The sequence below is a fragment of the Phenylobacterium sp. genome, from assembly GCF_035539035.1.
In the GTDB taxonomy this organism is placed as follows: Bacteria; Pseudomonadota; Alphaproteobacteria; order Caulobacterales; family Caulobacteraceae; genus Phenylobacterium.
Genome location: NZ_DATLJI010000016.1, coordinates 670,045 through 690,333, shown reverse-complemented (window position 1 = coordinate 690,333; position 20,289 = coordinate 670,045). Strand labels below are relative to the sequence as shown.

The 20,289-nt window shown below is 71.8% G+C and carries 18 protein-coding genes; 17 read left to right on the top strand and 1 reads right to left on the bottom strand.

The window, feature by feature from the left end; genetic code table 11:
• Window positions 1–1,374 carry an MFS transporter gene (locus VM685_RS17365; RefSeq protein ID WP_325461438.1) on the top strand — a complete coding sequence of 458 codons (1,374 nt, stop codon included), beginning with the start codon at window positions 1–3 and terminating at the stop codon, window positions 1,372–1,374.
• A gap of 106 nt (window positions 1,375–1,480) precedes the next feature.
• Entirely contained in the window at window positions 1,481–3,658 is a 2,178-nt protein-coding gene (locus tag VM685_RS17360; protein WP_325461437.1) for a TonB-dependent receptor, read from the top strand.
• 8 nt (window positions 3,659–3,666) lie between these two features.
• Here VM685_RS17360 and VM685_RS17355 read toward each other — a convergent pair whose 3' ends face one another.
• Entirely contained in the window at window positions 3,667–4,941 is a 1,275-nt protein-coding gene (locus VM685_RS17355) for a Rieske 2Fe-2S domain-containing protein (protein ID WP_325461436.1), read from the bottom strand.
• Between the two features lie 102 nt (window positions 4,942–5,043).
• On the opposite strand from VM685_RS17355, the gene VM685_RS17350 reads away from it, so the two are divergent.
• The 15 genes from VM685_RS17350 (at window position 5,044) to VM685_RS17280 (ending at window position 20,287) form a co-directional block, all read left to right on the top strand.
• Window positions 5,044–6,204, top strand: coding sequence for a Gfo/Idh/MocA family oxidoreductase (locus VM685_RS17350; RefSeq protein ID WP_325461435.1), 1,161 nt, complete (start codon window positions 5,044–5,046; stop codon window positions 6,202–6,204).
• A complete protein-coding gene (locus tag VM685_RS17345) occupies window positions 6,201–7,193 on the top strand; it encodes an ABC transporter substrate-binding protein (RefSeq protein ID WP_325461434.1) in 993 nt (330 codons plus the stop codon). The genes VM685_RS17350 and VM685_RS17345 overlap by 4 nt, the downstream gene beginning before the upstream one ends.
• Before the next feature lie 12 nt (window positions 7,194–7,205).
• Window positions 7,206–7,667 (top strand): MarR family winged helix-turn-helix transcriptional regulator, encoded by a 462-nt coding sequence (locus VM685_RS17340; protein WP_325461433.1) that lies wholly within the window; start codon window positions 7,206–7,208, stop codon window positions 7,665–7,667.
• On the top strand, window positions 7,667–8,374 hold the full coding sequence (locus tag VM685_RS17335) for a glutathione S-transferase family protein (RefSeq protein WP_325461432.1): 708 nt from the start codon (window positions 7,667–7,669) through the stop codon (window positions 8,372–8,374). The genes VM685_RS17340 and VM685_RS17335 overlap by 1 nt, the downstream gene beginning before the upstream one ends.
• A gap of 99 nt (window positions 8,375–8,473) precedes the next feature.
• Complete coding sequence (locus VM685_RS17330) at window positions 8,474–10,378, top strand: methyl-accepting chemotaxis protein (protein ID WP_325461431.1); 1,905 nt, start codon at window positions 8,474–8,476, stop codon at window positions 10,376–10,378.
• Entirely contained in the window at window positions 10,371–11,891 is a 1,521-nt protein-coding gene (locus tag VM685_RS17325; RefSeq protein ID WP_325461430.1) for a chemotaxis protein CheW, read from the top strand. Before VM685_RS17330 ends, VM685_RS17325 begins: the two co-directional genes overlap by 8 nt.
• Window positions 11,888–12,982, top strand: coding sequence for a chemotaxis-specific protein-glutamate methyltransferase CheB (cheB, locus tag VM685_RS17320; RefSeq protein ID WP_325461429.1), 1,095 nt, complete (start codon window positions 11,888–11,890; stop codon window positions 12,980–12,982). Before VM685_RS17325 ends, cheB begins: the two co-directional genes overlap by 4 nt.
• A complete protein-coding gene (locus VM685_RS17315; RefSeq protein WP_325461428.1) occupies window positions 12,973–13,581 on the top strand; it encodes a HEAT repeat domain-containing protein in 609 nt (202 codons plus the stop codon). The genes cheB and VM685_RS17315 overlap by 10 nt, the downstream gene beginning before the upstream one ends.
• Window position 13,582: 1 nt before the next feature.
• Entirely contained in the window at window positions 13,583–14,434 is an 852-nt protein-coding gene (locus VM685_RS17310) for a protein-glutamate O-methyltransferase CheR (protein WP_325461427.1), read from the top strand.
• Window positions 14,427–14,816, top strand: a complete 390-nt coding sequence (locus VM685_RS17305) for a response regulator (protein WP_325461426.1) — start codon at window positions 14,427–14,429, stop codon at window positions 14,814–14,816. Before VM685_RS17310 ends, VM685_RS17305 begins: the two co-directional genes overlap by 8 nt.
• Window positions 14,813–16,990, top strand: a complete 2,178-nt coding sequence (locus VM685_RS17300; protein ID WP_325461425.1) for a chemotaxis protein CheA — start codon at window positions 14,813–14,815, stop codon at window positions 16,988–16,990. Before VM685_RS17305 ends, VM685_RS17300 begins: the two co-directional genes overlap by 4 nt.
• On the top strand, window positions 16,987–17,229 hold the full coding sequence (locus tag VM685_RS17295; protein ID WP_325461424.1) for a hypothetical protein: 243 nt from the start codon (window positions 16,987–16,989) through the stop codon (window positions 17,227–17,229). The genes VM685_RS17300 and VM685_RS17295 overlap by 4 nt, the downstream gene beginning before the upstream one ends.
• Before the next feature lie 76 nt (window positions 17,230–17,305).
• Window positions 17,306–17,689: a response regulator gene (locus VM685_RS17290; protein WP_325461423.1), complete on the top strand. Its 384-nt coding sequence runs from the start codon at window positions 17,306–17,308 to the stop codon at window positions 17,687–17,689.
• A complete protein-coding gene (locus VM685_RS17285; RefSeq protein ID WP_325461422.1) occupies window positions 17,686–18,345 on the top strand; it encodes a chemotaxis protein CheC in 660 nt (219 codons plus the stop codon). Before VM685_RS17290 ends, VM685_RS17285 begins: the two co-directional genes overlap by 4 nt.
• Window positions 18,332–20,287, top strand: coding sequence for a PAS domain S-box protein (locus VM685_RS17280; RefSeq protein ID WP_325461421.1), 1,956 nt, complete (start codon window positions 18,332–18,334; stop codon window positions 20,285–20,287). Before VM685_RS17285 ends, VM685_RS17280 begins: the two co-directional genes overlap by 14 nt.
• The last annotated feature ends 2 nt before the right edge of the window (window positions 20,288–20,289 follow it).

The window sequence follows — 20,289 nt, the reverse complement described above, 5'->3', positions numbered from 1 at the left end:
ATGGGCGCGCCGGAACTCAGCGAGGCCGCCGGCGCGACGGCGGGGGCGAAAGGGGACGCTCCCGCCGGCTCCGCCCCCACCAACTCGGCGTATGGCTACTACGTCGTGGGCGTCCTGATGGTCGCCTACATGTTTTCCTTCATCGACCGGACGCTGCTCAGCCTGGTCATCGACCCGATCCGCAAGGACCTGGGCCTCTCGGAAACCCAGATCAGCCTGCTGGCCGGCTTCGCCTTCGCGGCCTTCTACACCCTGCTCGGACTGCCGTTCGGACGGTGGGTGGACACCCGCGGGCGGCGCAACCTGATCGCCATCGGCATCGCGCTCTGGAGCCTGGCCACCGTCGCCTGCGGCCTGGCCAACTCCTTCTGGCGGCTGTTCGCGGCGCGGATGGCGGTGGGGGTGGGGGAGGCGACGCTCTCGCCCGCTGCCTATTCCATCATCCCGGACTATTTCACGCCGCAGCGCCTGGGCTTCGCCATGGGACTCTACTCCTGCGGCGTCACCCTGGGCGGCGGCGTGGCCATGCTGGTCGGCGGCGTCGTCGTGCAGTGGGCGACGACCGCCCAGCCGGTGCTGCCGCTGGTGGGGCAGGTGTCGGCCTGGAAGGTGCCGTTCCTGGTGGTGGGCATTCCGGGCCTGCTGGTGGCGCTCCTGGTGCTGCTCACCGTCAAGGAGCCGCCCCGGCGGCTGGAGCGGGGCGGGGGCGCGTCGGTCGCGCCGAAGATCTCCGAGGTGGTCGCCTACCTGTGGGCGCATCGCCGGGTCTTCGTCCCCCTGTTCGCGGGCTTCTCCGGCATCGTCATCACCGGCTACGCCTTCAACGTCTGGGGGCCGGCCTACTTCATGCGGGTGCACGCCTTCCAGCCGGCGCAGGTGGGGCTGCTCTACGGCGTGGGCTTCGGGGTGTTCGGCACGCTCGGCGTGCTGGCCGGCGGGGCCCTTTCGGACCGCGTGGCCAAGGGCGGGAAGCACGATGCGCCGCTTCGGGTCTCCATCTGGTCGGCGGTGATCCAGGCGCCCCTGTTCATCGGGGCCTATCTCGCGCCCTCGGCGACCGTGGCGGGCGGCCTGTTCATCGTCGCGCTCTTCTTCGGCAGCGTCTACGGCGGGCTGCAGGCCGCGGCCATCCAGGCCCTGACGCCCAACCGCATGCGCGGCCAGGTGGCGGCGCTGTACCTCACCATCGCCAACATGATCGGCCTGGGCCTCGCCCCCACCTGGACGGCCTGGATGACCGAGAACGTCTTCGGCGGACCGCAGGACGTGGGCAAGTCCCTGGCGCTGACCACCGCCATCTCGCTCAGCGTCGGCGTGCTGCTCCTGACCCTCGCCCTGAAGCCGGCCCACCGGCAGATCGAGAAGCTGATCTAGGCGGCTGCAAAGAAGCTTAGAATTCTATGTATTCTGGTGTAGCCTCCCGCCCATAAGAACGCCGCGCCTCATCAGGCGACGGGGACGACATGGGGAGGCTATCGTGATGACCACGCGTTATGCGTCGGGCGTGTCCGTGGGCGCGCTTGCAGCGGCCCTGCTCGTTTCGGGCAGCGCCTTCGCCCAGGACCGGGCGGCCGAAGTCGAAGAACTGATCGTCACCGCCCAAAGGGTGGAGGAGAACCTGCAGGAGGTGCCCGTCGCGGTCACCGCCTTCAGCGCCGCCGCGCTCGAGCGCTCCAACATCGAGACCTTGGGCGACATCGCGCTCCGCACCCCCGGCTTCAGCATGGGCCAGGTGGACCCCATCCAGCAGAACTTCGCCATCCGCGGCATCGGCTCGGCCCAGGGCATCAGCCAGAACGCGGGCGGCGACCCGTCGGTGGTGGTCTTCGTGGACGGCGTCTACGCCGGCCGCGGCGGAACGCCGGACCTCGATGCGCTCGACCTGGAGCGGGTGGAGGTGCTGCGCGGGCCCCAGGGCACCCTGTTCGGCAAGAACACCGTGGGCGGCCTCGTCCAGTTCGTGACCCGCAAGCCGCAGGCCGAGACCTCGCTGCGCGTGCAGGGCCAGATCGGCAACTACGACCGCCGGGCGGTGAACGTGCGCGGCAACGTGGCGCTCGCCGACAACATCTTCCTGGCCGCCGGCGCCTCGATCAAGACGCGCGACGGCTACGAATTCAACGAGACCACCGGCAACGACGTCAACGACGAGGACCTGAAGACCGGCCACCTGGCCCTGCGCTTCACGCCCACCGACGCCCTGGACGTGGTTCTGGCCTTCGACGTCACGGACCAGGACCAGAAGGGCAATCCGCGGGACAACATCTGCGACACGACCCTGCGCGGCGGCGTGCACTGCGTCGGCGTCAATCCCGATCCCCGGGTGATGAACGCCTGGACCGACGGGAAAATGCGCCGACTGGTGAAGACCTACCGGGCCGAGGTGAACTGGGACACGCCGTTGGGCGTGGTCACCTCGCTGACCGGCCTGCGCGACGTGAAGCTGAACTACGTCACGCCGTTCTTCTCCAATCCGGTCAATCCGCCCAACCAGATCGAGTCCACCGAGACGGGCCACGAGAAGAACCAGCAGTTCAGCCAGGAAATCCGGCTGGCCTTCGGCCTGATGGACGACCGGCTGCGCGGGCAGGTGGGCTTCTACTATCTGAACGAGGACAACAACCGCACCCACTGGCTGCTGCAGCAGTTCCCGGCCCCGGCCCAGACCGGGTTCGCCGTCTATCCGCAGACGGTGGACGCCAAGAGCACGGCGCTGTTCGGCCAGGCGAGCTTCGACATCCTGCCGACCCTGACCGCCACGGTGGGCGCGCGGATGACCTGGGAGGAGAAGGAGGGCCACTTCATCGGCCGCAAGATCTCGGGGCCCGGGCAGCCGCCGCCGCTCAGCGCGGACTACGACGTCGCCGCCCAGGAGAAGTGGGACGCCTTCACGCCGAGGTTCGCGCTCGACTGGCAGCCCACCGAGGACGTGCTGGTCTATGCCTCGGCGGCGCGGGGCTTCAAGAGCGGGGGCTTCCAGGGGATCGCCGGCAACGGCGCCAGCCAGGCCACCCCCTACGATCCCGAGTTCGCCTGGAGCTACGAGGCGGGCGCCAAGACCCAGTGGCTGGACGACCGGGTGCGGCTGAACCTCTCGGTGTTCCGCACCGACTACGAGGACCTGCAGGTCAGCCAGCTCGTGCCCCTGTGCTGCGTGGTCGTCGGCAACGCCGCCACGGCCAAGATCGAGGGCGCGGAGCTGGAGTTCGTCGTCCGGCCGCTCGAGGGCCTGCAGATCGACGGCAGCTACGCCTGGCTCGACGCCAAGTTCGAAAGCTTCGCCACCGGCGCCACCGGCAATTTCACCGGCAACCGCCTGCCGCGTTCGCCGGAGGACAAGGTGAACCTCGGCGTGCAGTACTCCACCGACCTCTCCGGATGGACCGCGCTCGGGCGCGTCGACTACTCCAACCAGTCGAAGATGTACTTCGAGGCGTCCAACATCCCGACCCAGAAGCAGCAGGGCTACATCAACTGGGACGCGCGCGCGTCGCTGACCTCGCCGGACGACCGGTGGGAGGTGGCGGTGTGGGGCAAGAACCTCTCGGACGAGCTGGTGGCGACCTATGTCACCGCGTTCGCGCCCTACCGTCAGGTGCTCGTGCCCTACACGCCACCGAAGACCTACGGGGTGACGCTCACCTGGCGGATGCAGTAGTCCGCGGGCTACTCCGCCGGCTCGGCCTGGCGGGCGTTGCGGGTCGCGAACGTCCGCCAGTCGGCGCTCTTGGGCACCACGCCCTCGAAGGAGGCGACGTCGACCTGGCGGGTTCTGGAGGTCGTTCCGATCGCCGGCTCGCCCTTCTGCACCGCCCTGGCGGCGGCGACCATCTGGCGGCGGAACTGGATGATGGCCACGTCGGACGCGCCGAGGTGATCGGCGGAGCGGTCGGCGATGGGGCCCATGCTCTCCCACATGGCCATGTCCTGGAAGGGGATGCCCTCGATGCCGGTGAAATCGCCGGCCTTCATCGCCGCCCGGTCCTGGCCGTAGGCGTTCCCGGCATGGCGGCGCTTGGTCCAGTCGGGGTTGAGGTCGACGCCGGGCGTGGCGGCGCAGAACCGGCGCCAGGCGTCCTGGTCGATGCCGCCGGTGGGATGCCAGGCGATCCAGTAGAACATGCAGTTCACGTCATCGACCGGCACCAGCATCTGGGCGAGGTTGTAGCGGTCGTTGGGCGGGATCAGCACCGTGAACGGCGCGATGAAGATCGTCGTGCGGATGTAGACGTGGGTTTCCGGGTTCACGATCGGCCGGCGGATCGCGGCGTAGTGGAAGCCGTAGTCGGTAAGCTCCGCCTCGAGCCTGGGCGCCTTGTCGTTGGAGGGGCGCAGCCAGGCCGTCTCCGTCGCCGTGCAGCCGGTGACTTCGGCGGTCGGCATGTTCGTCGAATGCAGGCTGGAGGAGTGGGCGGAATCGATCGCGCCCTCCAGCACCTGCGCCCAGTTGCAGGCGGCGTGGATCTTCACGATCGAGATCTTCGTCTCTGGTGTCGGCACCCAGGCCGGCGTTTCGAAGGGGCGCACCGCCTCGGGGTCGCCCATCCAGCACCAGATGAAGCCGCCGGCCTCGTGCGCCGGGTAGGCCCGGGCGCGGAGGTTGCGCATCCGGCTGTCCGCGGGCTCGGAGGCCATCTCGACGATCTCGCCGTCCACGGCGAACTTCCAGCCGTGGTAGAGGCAGCGCAGGCCGCACTCCTCGTTGCGCCCGTAGACCAGCGAGGCGCCGCGGTGCGGGCAGCGCTCGTCCAGGACGCCGACCCGGCCTTCGGTGTCGCGGAACACCACCAGGTCCACGCCCAGCAGGCGGCTCTTCAGCGGCGCGCCGTCGGCCTCGACCTCCTCGCTCATGCAGGCCGGCAGCCAGTGCTGGCGCATGATCTGGCCCATCGGGGCCTCGCCTTCGACGCGGCAAAGGAGGTCGTTGTCGGCAGGTCTCATGGCTTTGTCCGGAGCGCGCGGAGGCGCCGTTGATAAGACTTAGATATCGAAGTAATTTACCCCCCGAGGCCCGCAGTGTCCAGCGGCGGCGACGGGAGAAGCATGGCTGACCGCATCCTCCGCTTCGGCGTTATCGGGCTCTCGCGGGGCTTCGTGCTGAGCCGGCCGATGTTCCTGAAGGACCCGCGCGTGCGTCTCGTGGCGGCGGCCGATCCGCGCACCGAGGCCCGCGCCGCCTTCGAGGCGGAGTTCGGCGGGCGCGCCTATCCGGACGCCGAGGCGCTCTGCGCCGACCCGGAGGTGGAGGTGGTCTACATCGCCTCCCCGCACGAGCTGCACGCGGCGCAGGCTGAGGCGGCGGCGCGGGCCGGCAAGCACCTTCTGGTCGAGAAGCCCATGGCGCTCACGCTGGAGGCCTGCCGCGCCATGCGCACCGCCGCCGAGGCGGCCGGCGTGGCCCTGCTGGCGGGCCCCAGCCACGGCTACGACGCGCCGGTGGTCCGCGCCGCCGCGCTGATCGGGAGCGGGCGCTACGGACGCCTGCGGATGATCAGCATGATCACCTACACCGATTTCCTCTACCGCCCCCGGCGGCCGGAGGAGCTGGAGACGGCGAAGGGCGGGAGCGTGGTGTTCAGCCAGGCGGCGCACCAGGTGGACGTGGTCCGCCGGCTGGCCAGTGCGCCGGTGACCAGCGTCCGCGCCCAGGCCGGCGCCTGGGACCCGCGGCGCCCGTCGGAGGGCGCCTACCAGGCCTTCCTGACCTTCGCGAACGGGGCGACCGCCAGCCTCACCTATTCCGGCTACGGCCGTTACGACACCGACGCCCTGATGGGCTGGACGGGGGAGCTGGGGCAGGCGCGGGACCCGGCCGACTACGCCGGCGCGCGCCGCCGGCTCGAAGGCGCCGACGAGGCGGAGCTGAAGCGCCTGCGCGCGTACGGCTCGGGGCCGCTGCCGGAACCCGCCACGCCGGCCGGCCACGAGCACTTCGGCTTCGTGCTGGCGAGCTGCGAGCGGGCGGACCTGCGCCTCACGCCCTCCGCCATCGAGGTCTACGGCGAGACGCGGGAGACGGTCGAGCTGCCGCCGCCGGCCGTTCCGCGGCAGGGTGTCGTCGACGAGGTCTGGGGGGCGGTGGTCGAGGGGCGGCCGCCCGTCCACGACGGCGCCTGGGGCGGGGCCAATCTCGCGGTCTGTCTGGCCCTGCTAAGGTCCAGCCAAGAGGGACGCGAAGTCCCCGTCACGGAGGAAACGCCATGAGCCGGCTCAGCCTGACGCTCGCCTGCTGGGACTACGACCGCACGCGCGCGCTCGCCGATGGCCGCGTCCGGCCCGAGGGGATCGACCTCAACCTGATCCCGCTGCACGTGGAGGAGACCTTCTTCCGCATGCTGCGCGGCCGCGAGTTCGACGCCGCGGAAATGTCGCTGTCGTCCTATGCCGTATCGCTGATGCGCGACGATCCGGCCTTCGTCGCGATACCCGTCTTCCCGTCCCGGTTCTTCCGCCATTCCTGCATCTTCGTCTCCGCGAAGAGCGGGATCCGCGAGCCCAGGGACCTCGTGGGAAAACGGGTCGGCGTGCCGGAGTACCAGATGACGGCGCCGGTCTGGATCCGCGGGATCCTGTCCGACGAGTACGGCGTCGATCCGGCGGGCGTCAGCTACTTCACCGGCGGCGAGGAGGAGCCGGGCCGTGACGAGAAGCTGAAGCTCGACCTGCCGGCGCAGTTCAGCGTCACGCCGATCCCGGCGGGCAAGACGCTTTCGCAAATGCTGGCGGACGGCGAGATCGACGCCCTGCACACCGCGCGGACGCCCTCGACCTTCTATAGCCGGCCCGACGACGTGAGGCGGCTGTTCCCGGACTTCGTGGCGGTGGAGAAGGCCTACTTCCGGCGCACCGGGATCTTCCCGATCATGCACGTCATCGCGCTTCGGCGGGACGTGTACGAGGCCAACCGCTGGATCGCCCAGTCGCTGTTCAAGGCCTTCGCGGAGGCGCAGGCGATCGCCTACGAGAACCTGCGCGTCACCTCGGCCATGATCTCCATGCTGCCGTGGCAGGTGGCGGCGGTGGAGGAGGCGGTGGCGGAGCTCGGGCCCGACTGGTGGCCCTACGGCTTTGCGAAGAACCGCGCCGTCCTCGACACCTTCCTGCGCTACCACCACGAGCAGGGGCTATCGAGGCGCCGGCTGCAGCCCGAGGAGCTGTTCGCCCCCGAGACCTTCGAAGCCTTCAAGATCTGAGGAGGAAACCGCATGGACCTTTCCCCCGACGAGAGCCTGGGCTTCCAGGTCCGCCGCTGCCACCGGGCCTTCGACCGGCTCCTGAACGCCTACCTGGGGCCGCGGGGCCTGAGCTCGGGCTTCTGGTACTTCCTGCGCGCGCTCTGGCAGGAGAACGGGGCGACGCAGAAGCGCCTGTCGCAGCTCAACAACGTCACCGAGCCCACCACCGTGACGACGCTGAACGCCATGGCCCGCGGCGGCCTGGTGCGGCGCGAGCGCGACGCGGCGGATGGGCGAAAGCTCAACGTCTTCCTGACCCCGCGGGCCGAGGCGCTGAAGGGCGAGCTGATGCCGGTGGCCTACCGCATCAACGAGGTGGCGGGGGCAGGCGTCAGCCCTGAGGACCTCGCCACGACACTGCGCGTCCTGCGACGGATGAGCGAGAACCTGACCCGTGAAGCCGCGGCCGTGGCCGCCGAGGAGACCGCCTGATGATCACGCTCTACGGGGGCCCCACGCCCAACGGCCGCAAGGTGGCCATCATGCTCGAGGAGCTGGATCTGCCGTTCGAGTACCGCTGGGTCGACATCATGGCCGGCGACCAGCTCACGCCCGAGTTCCTGGCCCTGAACCCGAACAACAAGATGCCGGTGATCGTCGACCCCGACGGGCCGGACGGCGAGCTCGTCTTGTGGGAGTCCGGGGCCATACTCTGGTACCTGGGCGAGAAGCACGGCCGGCTGATCCCGAAGGACCCGCGGGGCCGCGCGATCTGCCACCAATGGCTGATGTTCCAGATGTCTGGGGTGGGGCCCATGTTCGGCCAGAACGCCCACTTCGCCTTCTACGCGAAGGACAAGCACCCCTATTCCATCGAGCGCTACGGCAACGAGGTGAAGCGGCTGCTGCGCGTGCTGGACGGCCGCCTGGCCGGGAGCCGCTACCTGGCCGGCGAGGACTACACCGTGGCCGACATCGCCACCTATCCCTACACCCTGCGCCAGGCCGAGGCCCGTCGCGCCGAGCTGCCGAACCTGGCCCGCTGGTCCGATGAGGTGGGCGCTAGGCCGGCGGTCCAGCGCGGGATGGATATCGGCCGGCAGGACGTGCGGAAGGAAACCATCGAGGGCGGGCTTGCCGGGCTGACCGACGAGCACCGCTCGATCCTGTTCGGGGATCGTCAGTACGCGTCTGGATAGGGCGGCGCCCATTCCGCGGACCTGCGATCCGCGATAAGGGGAAGACCGTCCCGCGGAGCGCGGCTAGGGTGCCGCCCACGCTGTCCGTGCGAGTTCTCCATGGCCCTGGTCAAGACATCCAAGATCGGCGCGTCCGCGCCGCAAACGAAGGCCGAGGCGCCGGCGGCGAAGCCCCCGCGCCCGCCGCGCCGGGGCGCTAGCCAGGACAAGCTCTCCGAGCGCGTCGCGGCCGCCACCGAGGAGCTCGCGGCCGGTCTCGCCGAGGCCTCCGCCGCGGCCGAGGAGCTGCGCCGCGCCATGGAGCAGATCGCCAGCGGCGCCGAGGAGGCCGCCGGCGGATCGCAGGAGCAGGTGGCCGCCATCGGCCAGGCGGTGGACAACCTCAGCGCCGCGCGCGCCCAGGCCGAGGCCTCCCGCCGCCGCACCGAGGCGCTGCAGGTGCTGATCGCGGAGGGCGCGGTCCAGATCACCGCCTCGGTCCGGGCCATCGAGCGCAATGCGGAGCGCCAGGGCGCCTCGCTGGCGGTCATCGCCGAGCTGGAGCGTCGTGCGCAGGACATCGCCGAGATCACCCGAACCGTCAGCCGGATCTCCGACCAGACCAACCTGCTGGCGCTGAACGCCGCCATCGAGGCCGCCCGGGCCGGCGACCACGGCCGCGGCTTCGCGGTGGTGGCCGAGGAGGTCCGCGCGCTCGCGGAGACCTCTGAGAAGAGCGCCCAGGACGTGCAGGGCCTGGCGGACGCGATCCAGTCGGATGTGCAGGGCGTGGTGAGCGCCGTCCACGCCGCCGCCGCGGCGGCCGCCGAGCAGGCCAGGGCCGGCGGCGCGGTGGTGACCTCGCTCAACGCCGTGCGGGCCGACCTGGCCCGCATGGCCGAGGGCAGCCAGGACACGCTCACTGCGGCGCTGGAAGCCGAGCGCGCCGCCACCGAGGCGCAGCGCGGCGCGGAGCAGGTGGCCACGGCCGCCGAGGAGCAGTCGGCCGGCGCGGCCGAGGCGCAGACCGCCATCCAGCAGCAGGCCGAGTCCCTCGAACAGGGCCAGATCGCCGCCCAGCAGCTCGCCGTTCTGGCGGAAGGCCTCCGCGCCGGGCGGACCGACGCCTCGGTGGCCGAACAGATCGCCGCCACCGCCGAACAGCTCTCGGCGACCGTGCAGGAGCTCTCCAGCGCCGCGACGGAGATCATGGCCGCGGTCGACCAGATCAGCCGCGGCTCGCAGCAGCAGGCCGCCGCGACCCAGCAGACATCCGCCGCCCTGGCGCAGATCGAGGCCGGGGCCCGCAAGGCGCAGGACAACGCCCGCGTCGCCACCGAACAGATCGAGGCGGCCGACGGCGCCCTCACCCAGAGCGCCGACGCGGTGGGCGGTCTGGTGTCGGGGGTCGAGGCGAGCCTCGACGGCGCGCGCGCGAGCCTGGACACCATCGTCCGGCTCGAGACGGTCGGGCGGCGCATCGGCGCGATCGTCGACGAGATCAACCTGCTCACCGTGCAGACCAGCATGCTCGCCGTGAGCGGCTCGGTGGAGGCGGCGCGGGCAGGGGATTCCGGCCGCGGCTTCGCGGTGGTCTCCAGCGACATCCGCACCCTGGCCCGCGACGCCGCCGGCAGCGTCGGGCGCGTCAAGGAGACCGTCACCGGCGTGCTCGACCACATCGCCGCCCTGCGCCGGGACCTGGAGCAGGCCATCGCCGCCGCCGACATAGAGGTGCAGAACAACCGCGGCGTGCTGGGCTCCATCGAGGCCATCCGCGCCGACGTGAGCGCCCTGCGCGACGTCTATGCGACCATCCGCTCGGGCGCCGATGCGATCCTCGGGGCCGCCGTGCAGACCGCGTCCGGAGCCCGGCAGATCGCCGCCGCCGCGGAGGAGGCCAGCGCGGCCGCCCGCCAGGCGGCGACGGCCGCCACCCAGCAGGCCCGCAGCGCCGAGGACCTCGCCGCGGCGATCGAGGAGATCGCCTCCCTCGCGGACGAACTGAAGCAGCAGAATGGCTGATCCCGGCGCCGCGGCGGAGGCCCGGTCCGGCGCGCTCCGCTTCCTGACCTTCCGGATGGGGGAGCGCCTCTACGCCCTGCCCGCCGAGGAGGTGGCCGAGGTCATCCGCATTCCCGCCGTGGCGCGCCTGCCGCAGGCGCCCAAGGGGCTGATGGGCCTGGCCAACCTGCGCGGCTCGGTGCTGCCGGTGGCCAGCCTTCGCGGCCTGCTCGGCGAGGGGACCGAAACGGGGGCCGCGTCCCGCGCCGTGGTGCTGGACGGCGCCTCGCCCGTGGCGCTGGCGGTGGATTCCGTCGAGGCGCTGGTGAGCGTCGAAGCCGACCGGGTCGAGACCGCTCCGGCGAAGATCGTCGCCGAGCCGGGCGAGCGCCTGCGGGGCGCGTTCCGGACCGCGGGGGACGGGCCGGTGGCCAGGGTGCTGGACGTCGCAGCTCTCCTGGAGACCGCGTTCGCCCGAACCGCGCGCCCTGAGCGACGGACCGGAGCGGCGGCGGCCGGACGCTTCGCCGCGGAAGGTCCAGAGGCGGAGGCGGCCGTCGAGAAGCTGGTGACCTTCGACGTCGCCGGCCAGGAGTTCGCCCTGCCGCTGGGGGCGGTGCAGGAGGTCATCACGGCTCCCGAGACCGTCGCCGCCGTGCCGCGCGCGGAGGCCGTGGTGCTGGGCGTCGCCGCCCATCGGGACGCCCTCCTGCCGCTGCTGTCGCTGCGCAGCCTGCTGGGCTTCCCGGCGACGGCGGCCGACGGGCGCGAGAAGGTGCTGGTGACGTCGGTCGGCGGCGTTCTGGTGGGCCTGGTGGCCGACCGGATGCGGGCCATCATGCCGGCCGATCCCGCCTGCCTGGAGCCCACGCCGCCGATGCTGGCCGCGCGCACCGGCGGAGAGAGCCGGATCAAGGCGATCTACCGCGCCGAGGGCGGGCGGCGGCTCATCTCCATCCTCAGCCCCGACCAGCTTTTCCGGGAGGACGTCATGCAGCGACTGGGTGGGGACGCAGGCACAGCCCAGATCTCGGCTGCGAGCGATGCCACCACCGCGCGTCAGCTCCAGGTCCTGGTCTTCCGGCTGGGCGAGGACGAGTTCGGCCTGCCGATCGATGTCGTGGACGAGGTGGCGCGGGCTCCGGAGAAGGTCACCCGCGTTCCCAAGACGCCCAAGTTCCTGGAAGGCGTGATCAACCTGCGCGGCGAGGTGCTGCCGGTGGTGGACCAGCGCCGACGTTTCGACATGCCGCCGCTGGAGGCCGCGGAGGGCCGCCGGCTGGTGGTGGTGCGCACCGAGCGCCACCGCGCCGGCCTGATCGTGGACAGCGTCTCGGAGGTGCTCCGCACGTCCGAGGACGCCATCGAGCCCGCGCCGCATCTGGCCGGCGAGATCACCCGGCTCGTGCACGGCGTCGTCAACCTTGAGGAGGCTGGGCGCATGATCCTGCTCCTCGATCCCGCCGAGCTGCTGACTCGCGCCGAGCGGGGCCTGCTGGACGCCTTCCAGACGGACGTGCAGGCCGCCCCGTGATCCGCCTGCTTGTGGTGGACGACTCCGCCCTCATGCGGAAGCTGCTCGTCCGGGTGTTCGAGGCGGAGGCCGACTTCGAGGTGGAGGTCGCGCGCGACGGCCTGGACGCGTTGGAGCAGCTCAGGACCTTCGCGCCGGACGTCATCACCCTCGACGTCCACATGCCCGCCATGGATGGGCTCGCCTGCCTGGATCGGATCATGATCGAGCGGCCCTGTCCGGTGGTGATGGTGTCGTCCCTGACGGCGGCGGGCGCGGAAGCCACCCTGGAGGCGCTGCGCCTGGGCGCGGTGGACTTCGTGGCCAAGCCGGCGGGAGCGGTCTCCCTGCGGCTGGACGAGTTCGCGCCGGAGCTGGTGACCAAGGTGCGCGCCGCCGCGGCCGCCCGGCTGCCGGCCAGCCTGCGCCTGCGGGACCGGGTTCGCCACCGGATCGGCGCCGCGCCGGCTCCCCGCCGCGCCCGCAGGAGCGCGGCCGAGCCGGGCCCGCCCGTCCGGCCCATGTCCGGAGAAGGCCCGGGCCTCGTGCTGGTGGGAACCTCGACCGGCGGACCGCCGGCGCTGGAAGCCCTGCTGACGCCGTTGCCCGCCGAGTTCCCCTGGCCGCTGGTGATCGCCCAGCACATGCCGCGCAGCTTCACCGGCCCCCTGGCGCGGCGCCTGGACAGCATCTGTGCGTTGTCGGTGGTGGAGGTCGTGGAGCCCACGCCGTTGCGGCCGGGGACGGCCTACATCGGCCGGGGCGACGCCGACGTGATCGTCACGCGCCGCGCCGGCGAGCTGGTGGCCATGGTGGCGCCCGGACTGCCCGGCTATCCGTGGCGGCCGAGCGCCGACCGGCTCGTGCGGACGGCGATGGAACAGATGGCGGCGGAGCGGCTGGTGGGGGTGCTGATGACCGGCATGGGCGACGACGGCGCGGCGGCCATGGCCCTGCTGCACGGCAGGGGCGGGCGGACCATCGCCGAGTCCGAGGAGACGGCGGTGGTCTGGGGCATGCCGGGCGAACTGGTGAAGGCTGGCGGGGCGGAGTTCGTCGAGCCCCTGCCGAAGATCGCCGACCGGCTCATGAGGCTCGCGACATGCCCCTGATCCGCAAGGACCCCCCGCCAAAGGCGGAGACACCGTCCGATCCCGCAGCCGCGACCGCCCGGCTGACCGGCGGCACGGCCGAGGAGCGCTGGGCCGCGGCCCGCGAGCTGGGCGGCGCGCCCGGCGCCGTGGACGCCCTCGGCTCGGCGCTCGGGGACGAGGCGGACCCCCGGGTCCGCGAGGCCATATTCACCAACCTCGTGCGGCTCGGGACCTCGGAGGCGGCGGCCGCGGTCCTGCCGCACCTGCGGGCCGACGACGCCAACCTGCGCACCGGCGCGCTCGATGCGCTGCGGGCGATGCCGACGGCCTCGGCCGCCCACGTGCCGGCGCTGCTGACCGACGCCGACGTCGACGTCCGCATCCTGGCCTGCGAGCTCGTCCGTCACCTCTCCTCGGAGGAGGCGACGCGCCTGCTGTCCGACGTCCTGGCGCGGGAGCCGGAGGTGAACGTCTGCGCCTCGGCGGTGGACGTGCTGGCGGAATGCGGCGGCCCGGCGGCCCTGCCGGCGCTGCAGGCCTGCGCGGCGCGCTTCCCGAACGAGGCCTTCCTGCGCTTCGCCATCCAGGTGGCCGCCGAGCGGATCGGCGGCCCCTAGCGTGCCTGAGCCGGAGCCCGTCACCGAGGAAGAGTTCCGCAGGCTCTGCGACTTCCTCTACCGCCGCACCGGCATGGTCTTCACCGAGACCAAGCGCTACTACGTGCAGCGCCGGGTGACGGAACGCATGGCGGCCACCGGCGCCACCTCCTTCCCCAGCTACTTCGCCCGCCTGCGCAGCGACCTGCGCGGCGAGGTCGAGCAGTTCATCAACGCCTTCACGGTCAACGAGACCTACTTCTACCGCGAGGACCACCAGCTCCGCTGCCTGAGCTCCGACCTGCTGCCGGAGCGGGTGCGCGACAAGCGCCGCGGCGATCCGGTGCGGATATGGTCGGTTCCATGCTCCACGGGGGAGGAGCCGTATTCGCTCGCCATCTGGCTGCTTGAGAACTGGTCCGACGTGGACACCTGGGACATCGAGATCGTCGGCTCCGACATCGACACGCGCGCCCTGCAGGCTGCCGAGGCCGGGGAGTTCGGCAAGCGGGCGCTCATGCGCCTGCCACCGGAGATCGTCGAGCGCTACTTCGAGCTGATCGGCGAGGACCGCTGGCGGATCATCGACGACCTGCGCGGCTCGGTCCGGTTCACCGCGGTGAACCTGGTCGACCCTGAGGAGACGCGGCCGCACGGCAGGTTCGATGTCATCTTCTGCCGGAACGTGCTGATCTACTTCGACGAAGCGTCGCGGCGCCTCGCGGCGGAGAACCTTTACGAGAACCTGCTGCCCGGCGGCTTCATCTGCCTGGGCCACACGGAGTCCATGAGCCGCATCTCGCCCCTGTTCGAAGTCAGCCGCTACGCTGACGCCATCGTCTACCGCCGGCCGAGGGAGGCGCCGCATGGCTGACGCCGCCAAGCCCCGGATCCTGGTGATCGACGACGCCAGCCTGGTGCGGATGTACTACCGCGACGCGCTGGAGCGCGCCGGCTACGAGGTGGACGAGGCGCTGAACGGCCTGGAGGCCCTGGAGCGGCTGCTGGTCAGCCCGGCCGACCTGCTGATCGTCGACGTGAACATGCCGCAGATGGACGGCATCAGCTTCCTGAAGGTGCTGCGCCGGCAGGCGTTGCCGACAGCCGGCATCCCGGCTGTCGTGGTGAGCACGGAGGCGGGTCCGCAGGACATGGCCGCCGCACGGGGGGCGGGGGCCAACTACTACCTCATCAAGCCGCTGACGCCGGAAGCGCTCGTCGAGCATGTCGCCCTGATGTGCGGGCCAGCGGCATGAACGAGTTCCTCGAGCAGTTCCTGGTGGAATGCCGCGAGCTGGTCGAGCAGGCCACCGACGACCTGCTCGCCCTGGAGGAGAACCCGCGCGAGGCGGAGCGGCTGGATGGGGCCTTCCGCGGGTTCCACACGCTGAAGGGCGCGGCGGGGATCGTGGACTTCGCCGCGATGGCCCGCGCGCTGCACGCGGCGGAGGACGTGCTCTCGGCGGCGCGGGCCGGCGAAGCGGCGGTCACCCCCGCGCTGATCGGCGACTGCCTCACCGCGCTGGACCAGGTGGCGCAATGGCTGGAGGCAATCCAGGCCACCGGCGAGCTGCCCGTGGGCGCGGAGGTGGAAGCCGAGGCCGTGGTTCGCCGGTTTGCGCGGCCCGCCGCCGGGGTCTCAGCGGCGCTCGAACCCGCGGCCGACTGGCTGGAGGCGCTGCTCAGCCGGCACGGCGAGGCGGCCGGACGGGCGCGTACGGCGCTGCGCTACGCGCCGGACCGCGACAGCTTCTTCCGCGGGATCGATCCGCTGGCGCTCATGGAGAGCCTGCCGGGGCTGCTGGCGCTGGAGTTCGCGCCGGCCGGTCCCTGGCCGCCGCTGGCCGAGCTCGATCCCTTCGCCTGCCGGCTGGTCTTCATGGCGCTGCTGGAAGGCGAACCGGACGCCGCCCGCACCGCCCTGGCGAGCGTCGCGTCCGAGACGGAGCTTCGCGCCCTGGGTGCAGAGGACGCGCGTTCGTCGACCGCCGAGGCGCTGCTCGCGGCCCAGGTGGCCATGCTGGGCGAGGCTTCTCCGGAAGGCCTGCCGGGGCGGATCGCGTCGGCCGGACGGGTGGCGGCGAGCGTCCTTCGCCGGGAACGGCGGTTCGGCGACGCCGAGGCCCTCGAACAGGCCCTCGGGCGCGCCCTCGAGGCGAACGATCCCCGGCCGCTGCGCGAGGCGATCGAGGGCGCGCTGCAGGGCGAGCTGCCTTCCGTCGAGGCCGAGGTGCAAGGGGCGCGCGGCGCGCCCGAGGCCGCGACCCGGGCGCTGCGCGTGGACGTGGAGCGCGTGGATGCGCTGGTGAACCTCACCGGCGAACTCACCGTGGCCAAGAATGCGCTCGCCCATGCGGCCGCCCTGGCGCAGGCGGGCGGCGATCCGACCGCGTTGGCCGAAACCCTGAAGGCCCAGCACGCCCAACTCGACCGGCTGGTCAGCGAGCTGCAGCGGGCGGTGCTCAACATCCGTGTCCTGCCGCTGCGCCACGTCTTCCAGCGCTTTCCACGGCTGGTGCGCGAAATGGTGGTGGGGCTCGGCAAACCCGCGCGCCTGGTCACGGAGGGCGACGCCACCGAAGCCGACAAGGCGGTGGTCGAGGCGCTGTTCGAGCCGTTGCTGCACGTGCTGCGCAATGCGCTCGACCATGGGGTGGAGCCGGCGCAGGAACGGGCCGCCGCCGGAAAGCCGCCCAGCGCCACCATCGTGCTCCGCGCGCACCGCGATGGCGACCAGGTGGTGGTCGAGGTGGAGGACGACGGCCGCGGCATCGACGTGGCGCGGGTCCGCGAGGTCGCCGCCCGGCGTGGCGTGGCCGATCCGGAAACCCTCGCCGCGATGAGTGACGAGGACGCCATCGACCTGGTCTTCGCCCCCGGGTTCTCGACCGCGGCGCAGGTCACCAGCGTCTCCGGGCGAGGCGTCGGGATGGACGCGGTGCGCAATGCGATCGAGCGCCTCGGGGGACGCGTGCGGATCGCCAGCCGGGCGGGCGAGGGGACGACCGTGCGCTTCCTCCTGCCATTCACGGTGATGATGAGCCGGGTGATGACCGTCGAGGCCGGCGGTCAGGTCTTCGGCATTCCGCTGGAGGCGGTGATCGAGACGGTCAGGATCCCACGCGACCGGATCGTTCCGGTGGGCGCGGCCCAGGCCTTCGTGCTGCGGGAGCGGACGGCGCCTCTAATCGACTTGGGCGAGGTCCTGGGTGGGCCGGCGGCGGTGGCGGGTGGCGAGGCGAACGTGGTCGTCGCCTCTGCGGGCGGCCAGATGGTGGGGCTGCGCGTCGATCGGCTGGGCGAGCGCATGGACGTCATGCTGAAGCCGATCGGCGGCTTGCTCGCCGGCGCGCCGGGCGTGGCCGGGGCCACCCTGCTGGGCGACGGGCGCGTCCTCCTGGTGCTCGATGTGGCGGAACTGCTGCAATGACCGTGCGAACGACCGACGCGGGCGAGGTGGCGCTGGTCGGCGCCTGCCCCAGCGAGGACGCCGAGCCTCTGCTGCAGGCGCTTCTGGAGCATCCGGGGGCGGCGGTGGATCTTCGCGGCTGCGACGGCGCCCACACAGCGGTGGTCCAGGTGCTGCTGGCGGCGCAGGCGCCGGTCCGCGGGCCGGCGGCCGGGGCCTTCCTGCGGCAATGGGTGGAGCCGCTGCTGAACGCGCGCTAAGAAGGAACTGCGCCGCCGTGGCGCCCATACCAGCTGTTTGCGTTCCGCGCCGTCACGGCCGGAGCCGGGGAATTCAATGGCTTACAAGGTTCTGATCGTCGACGACAGCAAGCTGGCGCGCATGGCTGTCGCCAAGACCCTGAACAGCCTGCGGCCGCAGTGGGAGCGGGTGGAGGCCACGAACGCCGACGAGGCGCTGGCGCTGGCCCGGCAGTCGTCCTTCGACATCGCGCTCCTCGACTTCAACATGCCCGGCCGGGACGGGCTCAGCCTCGCCGCCGACCTGCGCGGCCTCCAGGCGCAGATGCCGGTGGCGGTGATCTCCGCGAACCTGCAGCACGAGGTCGTGAGCCGGGCCAAGGAGATCGGCGCACATTTCCTGCCGAAGCCGCTGACCGAAGACGCGATGCGAGCGTTTATTACGGAGGCCGAACAGCGGCTGACGAGCGCAGGCCGGTGACCCTCCAACAGACCACGACCCTTTCCGAGCTCGAGCTCGACGCGCTCACGGAGCTGGTGAACATCGGCGTCAGCCGGGCGGCGACGAGCCTGCGCGAGCTCGTGGGCGAGCAGGTCCTGCTGTCCGTGCCCAATGTCCGCCTGGTGAGCCGCGCCGACGCGGTCGCGATCCTGGGCGAGCGCGAGGCCAGCCGGCTGGTGGCGGTCCACCAGGTCTTCGAAGGTGACATCACCGGCCGCGCCCTGCTGATCTTTCCCGAGAAGAACAGCCTGGAACTGGTCCGCGCCGTCACCGGCGGCGACCTGCCGCTCGACGACATCATCGAGCTCGAGCAGGAGGCGCTGGCGGAGACCGGCAACATCATCCTGAACGGCTGCCTGGCGACCATCGCCAACATGCTGCGACGCAGCCTGAAGATCTCCCTGCCGGAGATCCTCCGGGGCCAGGGCGCCGACCTGTTCGAGCTGGAGCCGCCGCCGACCTCCGGCGATGTGGTGATGTTCCTCTACATCAACTTCGCGGTGCGGGAGCGGGACATCCGCGGCTACATCGCCATGCTCATGGACATGCCTTCGCTGGCGGCTCTGCAGGTGCTGCTGGGCGAGTTCATCGAGCGCGCAACCGGCGACGCCGTCGTGCCTCATGCTCCTGGCTGATCGCGACCTCACGGCCGAGGTCCTCGACGCGCTCGACAGCGGTCTGATCGTCCTCGACGCGGAACGTCGGGTGATCGCCTGGAACGCCTGGATGACCTGGGCCAGCGGCCTCAGCGCCGACGAGGCGCGCCACCGGCCACTGCCGGAGCTCTTCCCGCAACAGCGCCTGGGCCGGCTGGGTGCGGCGATCGACGAGGCGCTGGAGGTGGGCGCCTCCAGCCTGCTGACCCACGCCCTGCACCCGACCCTGCTGCCGCTGAGGACCCGCGCCGGACGTCCCCTGATCCACGACGTGGCCGTGCGTCCGGTGGGCGACAAGCCGTTCACGCGCTGCGTCGTGCAGATCGCCGACGTCACCACCGCGGCGGAACGCGAGCGGGTGCTGCGGCAGCGCCAGAACGCCCGCTACGATGCGGTGGTGGAGAGCGCGCAGGATCCGATCCTGACGTTCGACTCCGATGGACTGATCCAGCTCGCCAATCCGGCCGCGGCCGAGGAGTTCGGCTATTCGCGCGAGGACCTGGTGGGCCAGCCGCTCGCCCGGTTCCTGCAGAACCCCGACACCTGGACGGCGGCGTGGCCCGCCCTGCTGGGCGGCCGCGCCGTGGCCTGGCCGCTGGAGCTGGTGGTGCGGCGCAGGGACGGCTCGGCGAGCTATGTGGACGCGTCGGCCTCGCGCTGGTTGAGCGACGCGCGCATCTACGTCACCGCGATCCTGCGCGACGTGAACCAACGACGGGCCGCCGAGGCCCAGCTTCGCCAGCTCAACGAGACGCTGGAGGAGCGGGTCCGGGAACGGACCGCCGAGCTGGAGCGGGCCCACGAGCAGCTCCGCCAGTCGCAGAAGATGGAGGCCATCGGCCAACTGACCGGCGGCGTGGCCCACGACTTCAACAACCTGCTGACCCCGATCCTCGGCGGCCTGGACGTCGTGAAACGTCGCGGCGTGCCCGATCCCCGCGCCCTGCGCCTTATCGACGGGGCGCTGCAGTCGGCGGAGCGGGCGAGAATCCTGGTGCAGCGGCTGCTGGCCTTCGCACGGCGCCAGCCGCTGCAGGCCACCGCCGTCGACGTCACGGGACTGGTGCAGGACATGACCGACCTGCTGGCCAGCACCCTGGGGCCGCGGGTGCGGGTGGTGGTGGACGTCCCCGAGGGCCTGCCGCCGGCGCTCGCCGACCGCAACCAGCTGGAGATGGCGCTCCTGAACCTGGCGGTGAACGCCCGCGACGCGATGGAGGACGGGGGCACGCTGACGGTCAGCGCCCGCTCGAGCGAGGCCAAGCCCAGCGGGCGGCTTCGCCCCGGCCGCTATGTGCGCCTGGCGGTGTCCGACACCGGCGCCGGCATGAGTCCCGAGACCCTGAGCCGAGCCATCGAACCGTTCTTCTCCACCAAGGGGATCGGCAAGGGCACCGGCCTCGGCCTTTCGATGATCCACGGGCTCACGGCCCAGCTGGGCGGGACCCTGGAGCTCTCGAGCACGCCGGGCGTGGGCACGACCGTGGAGATGTGGCTGCCGGTGGCGCGGACGGAGCCGACGGATACGCCCGTGGCCGCGACGGAGGAAACGGCGCCCGGGGCCGGAGTCGTCCTGCTGGTGGACGACGAGGACCTGATCCGCACCTCGACGGCGCAGATGCTGGGCGACCTCGGCTACGCCGTGGTGGAGGCCAGCTCCGCCCGCGCGGCGCTGCGGTTGCTGGACGATGCGCGCATCGACCTGGTCATCACCGATCACCTGATGCCGGGTATGACCGGCACGGAACTGGCGCGGGAAGCCCAGGCCCAGAGGCCGAACCTGCCGGTGCTGATCATCTCCGGCTATGCGGACCTGGAGGACGTGGCCCCGGACCTGCCGCGGCTGACGAAGCCGTTCCTCGAGGCCGAACTCGCGGCCGCGCTGGCGGCGCTCGCCCGCAACGGCCAAGCTCGGAGTTGATT

Coding starts and splice junctions, on each gene's coding strand:
- VM685_RS17365 (WP_325461438.1), top strand. CDS start 1: ATGGGCGCGCCGGAACTCAGCGAGGCCGCCGGCGCGACGGCGGGGGCG.
- VM685_RS17360 (WP_325461437.1), top strand. CDS start 1,481: ATGACCACGCGTTATGCGTCGGGCGTGTCCGTGGGCGCGCTTGCAGCG.
- VM685_RS17355 (WP_325461436.1), bottom strand. CDS start 4,941: ATGAGACCTGCCGACAACGACCTCCTTTGCCGCGTCGAAGGCGAGGCC.
- VM685_RS17350 (WP_325461435.1), top strand. CDS start 5,044: ATGGCTGACCGCATCCTCCGCTTCGGCGTTATCGGGCTCTCGCGGGGC.
- VM685_RS17345 (WP_325461434.1), top strand. CDS start 6,201: ATGAGCCGGCTCAGCCTGACGCTCGCCTGCTGGGACTACGACCGCACG.
- VM685_RS17340 (WP_325461433.1), top strand. CDS start 7,206: ATGGACCTTTCCCCCGACGAGAGCCTGGGCTTCCAGGTCCGCCGCTGC.
- VM685_RS17335 (WP_325461432.1), top strand. CDS start 7,667: ATGATCACGCTCTACGGGGGCCCCACGCCCAACGGCCGCAAGGTGGCC.
- VM685_RS17330 (WP_325461431.1), top strand. CDS start 8,474: ATGGCCCTGGTCAAGACATCCAAGATCGGCGCGTCCGCGCCGCAAACG.
- VM685_RS17325 (WP_325461430.1), top strand. CDS start 10,371: ATGGCTGATCCCGGCGCCGCGGCGGAGGCCCGGTCCGGCGCGCTCCGC.
- VM685_RS17315 (WP_325461428.1), top strand. CDS start 12,973: ATGCCCCTGATCCGCAAGGACCCCCCGCCAAAGGCGGAGACACCGTCC.
- VM685_RS17305 (WP_325461426.1), top strand. CDS start 14,427: ATGGCTGACGCCGCCAAGCCCCGGATCCTGGTGATCGACGACGCCAGC.
- VM685_RS17300 (WP_325461425.1), top strand. CDS start 14,813: ATGAACGAGTTCCTCGAGCAGTTCCTGGTGGAATGCCGCGAGCTGGTC.
- VM685_RS17295 (WP_325461424.1), top strand. CDS start 16,987: ATGACCGTGCGAACGACCGACGCGGGCGAGGTGGCGCTGGTCGGCGCC.
- VM685_RS17290 (WP_325461423.1), top strand. CDS start 17,306: ATGGCTTACAAGGTTCTGATCGTCGACGACAGCAAGCTGGCGCGCATG.
- VM685_RS17280 (WP_325461421.1), top strand. CDS start 18,332: ATGCTCCTGGCTGATCGCGACCTCACGGCCGAGGTCCTCGACGCGCTC.